At 68.9% G+C, this 6,381-nt stretch carries 5 protein-coding genes and 1 pseudogene; 5 read left to right on the forward strand and 1 reads right to left on the reverse strand.

The window, feature by feature from the left end; all coding sequences use genetic code 11:
- Positions 1-54 precede the first annotated feature (54 nt).
- The 5 genes from urtA to urtE all read left to right on the forward strand — a co-directional run bounded on the left by urtA (position 55) and on the right by urtE (position 5,991).
- The gene (gene urtA, locus ASF65_RS05040) at positions 55-1,359 is read left to right on the forward strand and encodes an urea ABC transporter substrate-binding protein (RefSeq protein WP_055886082.1); all 1,305 of its coding nucleotides are present in this window, start codon (positions 55-57) and stop codon (positions 1,357-1,359) included.
- A 137-nt stretch (positions 1,360-1,496) separates the two neighbouring features.
- Positions 1,497-3,146, forward strand: a complete 1,650-nt coding sequence (gene urtB, locus ASF65_RS05045; protein ID WP_055886084.1) for an urea ABC transporter permease subunit UrtB — start codon at positions 1,497-1,499, stop codon at positions 3,144-3,146.
- Positions 3,143-4,303: an urea ABC transporter permease subunit UrtC gene (gene urtC / locus ASF65_RS05050; protein ID WP_055886087.1), complete on the forward strand. Its 1,161-nt coding sequence runs from the start codon at positions 3,143-3,145 to the stop codon at positions 4,301-4,303. The genes urtB and urtC overlap by 4 nt, the downstream gene beginning before the upstream one ends.
- A 59-nt stretch (positions 4,304-4,362) precedes the next feature.
- Entirely contained in the window at positions 4,363-5,145 is a 783-nt protein-coding gene (gene urtD / locus ASF65_RS05055) for an urea ABC transporter ATP-binding protein UrtD (RefSeq protein ID WP_055886126.1), read from the forward strand.
- 150 nt (positions 5,146-5,295) lie between these two features.
- Positions 5,296-5,991 (forward strand): urea ABC transporter ATP-binding subunit UrtE, encoded by a 696-nt coding sequence (urtE, locus tag ASF65_RS05060; protein WP_055886092.1) that lies wholly within the window; start codon positions 5,296-5,298, stop codon positions 5,989-5,991.
- Positions 5,992-6,174: 183 nt separating this feature from the next.
- Here the strand turns inward: urtE and ASF65_RS21635 are convergent.
- Positions 6,175-6,381 (reverse strand): annotated as a pseudogene (locus ASF65_RS21635) (aspartate aminotransferase family protein); the annotation flags it as partial.

A 6,381-nucleotide genomic window follows, 5' to 3' on the forward strand; every position in this document is an offset into this window, starting at 1 on the left:
TGGTCCCGTCCGTGCGGCGGGGGTGCCGCGAACCATCCATGAGGGGATCAACCCATGCGAGTTTCGACGAAGGCCGGTTGGCTCTTGGGCGCCTATGCCGCCACCACGTTCGCGGCGGGTCTTGCCGCCCATGCGCAGGAAGACACGATCAAGGTCGGCATCCTCCACTCGCTGTCGGGCACGATGGCGATCTCGGAGACGACCCTGAAGGACGCCATGCTCATGCTCATCGACGAGCAGAACAAGAAGGGTGGCCTCCTCGGCAAGAAGCTCGAGGCAGTGGTTGTCGACCCCGCGTCCGACTGGCCGCTCTTCGCCGAGCGTGCGCGCGGCCTCATCGCGCAGGACAAGGTCGCGGCCGTCTTCGGCTGCTGGACCTCGGTCTCACGCAAGTCGGTGCTGCCGGTGTTCAAGGAGCTGAACTCGATCCTGTTCTACCCCGTCCAGTACGAGGGCGAGGAATCCGAGCGCAACGTCTTCTACACGGGCGCCGCGCCCAACCAGCAGGCGATCCCGGCCGTCGACTACCTGATGAACGAGGGCGTCGAGCGCTGGGTGCTGGAAGGCACCGACTACGTCTATCCGCGCACCACCAACAAGATTCTCGAGGCGTACCTCAAGTCCAAAGGCGTCGCGGCGGAGGACATCAAGGTCAACTACACGCCCTTCGGCTTCTCCGACTGGCAGACCGAGGTCTCGCAGATCAAGGAGTTCGGCGGCGCCGGCAAGAAGACCGCGGTGGTCTCGACCGTCAACGGCGACGCCAACGTGCCCTTCTACAAGGAACTCGCCAACCAGGGCGTGTCGGCCTCCGACATCCCGGTCGTCGCCTTCTCGGTCGGCGAGGAGGAACTCGCCGGCATCGACACCAAGCCGCTGGTCGGCCACCTCGCGGCCTGGAACTACTTCCAGTCGGTCGACACGCCGGAGAACGAGGCGTTCATCGCCAAGTGGCGTGAGTTCACCAAGGACGACAAGCGCGTGACCAACGACCCGATGGAGGCCCACTACATCGGCTTCAACATGTGGGTGAAGGCCGTCGAGGCCGCCGGCACCACCGACACCGACAAGGTGATCGACGCGATGGTCGGCGTCTCCGTGCCGAACCTCACCGGCGGCTTCTCCTCGATGGGCGCTAATCACCACATCACCAAGCCCGTCCTGATCGGCGAGATCCAGGAAGACGGCCAGTTCGAGGTGGTGAACGAGACGGCGGGCCTCGTGCTCGGCGACGAGTGGTCCGACTATCTCCCGGAATCCAAGCCGCTCATCGCCGACTGGCGCGCCCCGATGTCCTGCGGAAACTTCAACACCGAGACCGGCAAGTGCGGCGGTGCCGGAGTTGCGGCCTCCAACTGACCGCGCGGGGAGGGGCCGTCCCGGCGGCCCCTCCCGATCCTCTCGCCCCGCCGGCCCGGCGGGGCGCTCGTCCTTCGATCTTCCGCGAGCGTCGGCCCCACCTCGACGAGCGCGCGACCCCGGTCTGGAGTGGACCCATGCCCGATTGGCTTCGCCGGCTTATCGCCCTGCGCCCTGCCCTTCTCGTCCTCGCCTTCGCCGCGGCCCTGGTGCTCCTGCCGTCCTCTCCGGCATCGGCGCAAGGCGCCGACCCCGCCTCGCTGATCCAGGCCTTCGGCGGCAAGAAGAGCTTCGAGGATACGGAAGCGACGATCCGCGCGCTGGCCGCCACCGGCGATCCCGCGGTCGCCCCGGCGCTGCAGGCGCTCGCCGACGGCAATCTCTACTATGAGAAGGACGGGGGCCGCGTCGTGATCGGCGAGGGGCGCGGCGCGTCGCTCGCTGTGCGCGATCCCCTCACCGGCGAGGCGCTCGGGGAACGGCCCAAGGCGGCCTTGGAAAAGGTCCGCGTCAAGAACTCCATCCGCACGCTCGTCGCCGAGGCGATGGGGGCGCTGACGCTCGGCTCGGCCGATCCGGCCGCGCGCCTCGCCTCCGCCTCCGCCCTCTTCGAGCGCGCCTCGCCGGACCAGATCGACATGCTGGACGCTGCGATCGCCCGCGAGGACGACGCCCGCGTCGACGCGGCGCTGGCCGAGGCGCGCGCCGCCGCGGTCCTGAAGTCCGACCGCCCGGCACCCGAGCGCGTGGCGGCCGTGGCGACGCTCGAGGCGCGCGGCGACCGTGCGGCGCTCAACATGCTGCGCACGGCGGCCGGCGACGCCGATCCGGCGGTGGCCGCCGCCGCGCAGAAGGGCGCCGCCACGGTGGAGGGTACGATCGCGCTCTGGGGCCATGCGCAGACCGTCTGGTACGGGCTGTCGCTCGGCTCCGTCCTGCTTCTCGCCGCCATCGGCCTCGCCATCACCTTCGGCGTCATGGGCGTGATCAACATGGCGCATGGCGAGATGGTGATGCTCGGCGCCTACACGACCTTCGTCGTGCAGCAGGCGATGCGCGATCACGCGCCGGAATGGCTCGACTGGTCGCTCGCCGTCGCCCTGCCGCTCGCCTTCCTCGTCTCGGGCCTCGTCGGCCTCGTGATGGAGCGCGGCATCATCCGCTTCCTTTACGGGCGCCCGCTGGAAACCCTGCTCGCGACCTTCGGCGTGTCGCTGATCCTCCAGCAGGCCATCCGCATGATCTTCGGGCCGACCAACCGCGAGGTGTCGAACCCGTCCTGGATGTCCGGCTCCTTCGACATCGGCCAGATGGCCGTGACCTGGAACCGGCTCTGGATCATCGTCTTTGCCCTTTGCGTCTTCGCCGCGCTCCTCTTCGTCCTCAACCGGACCTCGGCGGGCCTCAAGATGCGCGCCGTCACGCAGAACCGGCGCATGGCGGCCGCGATGGGCATCCGCACGCCGATGGTGGACGCGCTGACCTTCGCGCTCGGGTCGGGCATCGCCGGCATGGCGGGCGTCGCGCTCTCCCAGGTCGACAACGTCTCGCCGGATCTGGGTGGGGGCTACATCATCGACAGCTTCATGGTCGTCGTGTTCGGCGGCGTCGGAAACTTGTGGGGCACGCTCGTCGGCGCCTTCTCGCTCGGCATCGTCAACAAGCTCCTCGAGCCCTATGCCGGCGCCGTGCTCGGCAAGATCGTCGTGCTCGTGCTGATCATCCTCTTCATCCAGAAACGGCCGCGCGGCCTCTTCGCCCTCAAGGGAAGGTTCGTGGACGCATGATCACCGCACGGTTTCTCGGCCCCCGCGCCGTCTGGCTGGCGCTCGCCCTCTTAGGTCTCGCCGTCCTCGTCCCGGTGCTCAATCTGGCGCTGGCGCCGACCCATCCGCTCCATGTGCCCGACCACCTCGTGCCGCTCTTCGGCAAGTATCTTGCCTATGCGCTGCTCGCGCTCAGCCTCGATCTCGTCTGGGGCTATGTCGGCATCCTGTCGCTCGGCCACGGCGCCTTCTTCGCGCTTGGGGCCTACGCGATGGGCATGTACCTGATGCGCCAGATCGGCGCGCGCGGCGTCTACGGCAACCCGGACCTGCCGGACTTCATGGTGTTCCTGAACTACCGGGAGCTGCCCTGGTTCTGGCATGGCTTCGACCAGTTCTGGTTCGCCGCCCTGATGGTCGTCCTGATGCCGGGGCTGCTGGCCTTCCTGTTCGGCTACTTCGCCTTCCGCTCCCGCGTGACTGGCGTCTATCTCTCGATCATCACGCAGGCGCTGACCTACGCGCTGCTCCTTGCCTTCTTCCGCAACGACATGGGGTTCGGCGGCAACAACGGCCTCACCGACTTCAAGGAGATTCTTGGCTTCCCGCTCCAGGCCGCCACGACGCGCGCCGGGCTGTTCGCCGCCACCGCCGTCGCGCTCGCCGCCGGCGTTCTCGTCGTCGCCGCCGTCACGCGCTCCAAGCTCGGGGCGCTGATGGTGGCGGTGCGCGACGCGGAAGGGCGCACGCGGTTCCTGGGCTGGCGTGCCGAGCACGTGAAGCTCTTCGCCTTCACGCTCTCGGCCATGATGGCGGGCGTCGCGGGCGCCCTCTACGTGCCGCAGGTCGGCATCGTGAACCCCGGCGAGTTCGCCCCGCTCAACTCGATCGAGGTCGTCGTGTGGACGGCGGTCGGCGGGCGCGCGACGATCCTCGGGCCGGTCGTCGGCGCCGTCCTCGTCAACGGCGGCAAGAGCTACTTCACCGCGGCCGCACCCGACGCCTGGCTCTTCATCCTCGGCGGGCTCTTCGTCTTCGTGACCCTCTTCCTGCCGCGTGGGATCGTCGGCACCTTTGACCACGGCTGGCGGGCCCTCAGGGAGCGCGGCCGGGCCGCCCGCGCCGAGACGGGCGTCGACACTAGCCTCGGCGACACCGCCGCCAACCCCGCGGAGTGATGACGATGCTGCAAGACACCACGCCCGCCCGCGTCTCGCCCCATCCTTTCGCCACCGCGATGGCGGACCGGCGCGAGGCCGACGCCAAACTCCGCCCGCCCCGCGGCGAGACGCTTCTCTATCTCAACGGGGTCAACAAGGCCTTCGATGGGTTCAAGGCGATCAACGACCTGTCGCTGGTCGTGGCGCGCGGCGAGATGCGCGCGATCATCGGCCCGAACGGGGCCGGCAAGACCACGATGATGGACATCATCACCGGCAAGACGCGGCCCGACACGGGCGATGTCTATTTCGCCGGCGATACCGACCTCACCCGGCACGACGAGGCCGAGATCGCCTCGATGGGCATCGGCCGCAAGTTCCAGAAGCCGACGGTCTTCGAGGGCCATACGGTGGAGGACAACCTCCGCCTCGCGCTCGCCGGTTCCCGCTCGATCTTCGCCGCGCTCCTGCACAAGCGAAGTGCCGCCGAGGATGCGCGGATCGACGAGATCCTTGCGACCGTGCGCCTCGCCGACAAGCGCGCGGCGTCCGCCGCCGACCTCAGCCACGGCCAGAAGCAGTGGCTGGAGATCGGCATGCTCCTGGCGCAGGACCCCGAGCTTCTCCTCGTCGACGAGCCCGTCGCTGGCATGACCGATGCCGAGACCGAGGAAACGGCGCGTCTCCTGCGCGACATCGCAAGGGAGCGCTCGGTCGTCGTGGTCGAGCACGACATGCATTTCGTGCGCATGCTGGGCGTCAAGGTGACGTGCCTGCACGAGGGCCACGTGCTCGCCGAAGGCCCGCTCGACGACGTCTCGGCGAATCCGCGCGTCATCGAGGTCTATCTCGGGCGTTAGCGCGTTTTCGATGGCCTCGAGCGGGTCGGGCCGGCGGGTCTCGTCCGTCGCTTGGCCGACGCTCCGGCACCGAGTGCGCCCGGCTTCTCCGGGCGACGAAACAATCCTCGCCGGCCCTTCGCCGCCGGCCACACGAAAGGGCGCAGACCCATGCTGACCGTTTCCGACGTCGATCTCTACTACGGTGCCGCGCAGGCGCTGCGCGGCGTGTCGCTGGAGGCGAAGGTCGGCGAGATCACCTGCGTCCTCGGGCGCAACGGCGTGGGCAAGACCTCGCTGATGCGCGCCGTGGTCGGCCAGCAGCCGATCCGGCGCGGCACCATCCAGCTCGGCGGCGAGGATCTCGGATCGAGCGCGCCCTATTCGCGCGCGCGGGCCGGGATCGGCTTCGTGCCGCAGGGGCGCGAGGTGTTTCCGCTCCTGACGGTCAAGGAAAACCTCCAGACGGGCTTCGCGCCGGTGAAGCGAGGCGATCGCACGATCCCCGACCACGTGTTCGAGCTCTTTCCGGTGCTGAAATCGATGCTCGGGCGGCGCGGCGGCGATCTGTCCGGCGGCCAGCAGCAGCAGCTCGCGATCGGCCGCGCGCTCGTCACGCGGCCGCGCCTCCTGGTGCTCGACGAGCCGACCGAGGGCATCCAGCCCTCGATCATCAAGGATATCGGCCGGGCCATCCGCTATCTCCGGTCAGAGGCCGGCATCGCCGTCCTTCTCGTCGAGCAATATCTCGACTTCTGCCGCGAGCTCGCCGACCGGGTCTACATCCTCGACCGCGGCCGGATCGTGTTTGCGGGCGTCGGCGCCGATCTCGACGACCCGGAGGTTCGCCGCCACCTCATGGTGTGAGAGCCTGTTTCGAAAGTCTGCCGGGTCGGCCCGGCGGTCCTTTTCGTCCGGAGCGTCGTTGCCGATGCGCGCCGATGCCACCGGCATCGACTGCGCTCAGTGCCTCGTTCCGAATCGCAAATCCCTCGCCGGTCCTCCACCGGAGACGTCCGAAACCGTCTCCGAGGCGGCGGCGCGAGGGGGTCAGATCAGCCCCTCCTTGTGCGCCGTATCCGTCAGTCGGGCGAGCGTGCGTCCCATGCGGGCCATGATCTCGTCGATGTCGTCGGCGGTGACGATCATCGGCGGGCAGAGCGCCAGCTGGTCGCCGATCGCGCGGAAGATCAGGCCCTCGTCGTGGCCGATCGCCGCCGCCATGCGCCCGACCGCACCCACCGTCTCGAACGGACG

Origin of the sequence: Aureimonas sp. Leaf324 (genome assembly GCF_001423245.1) — a bacterium.
In the GTDB taxonomy this organism is placed as follows: Bacteria; Pseudomonadota; Alphaproteobacteria; order Rhizobiales; family Rhizobiaceae; genus Aureimonas.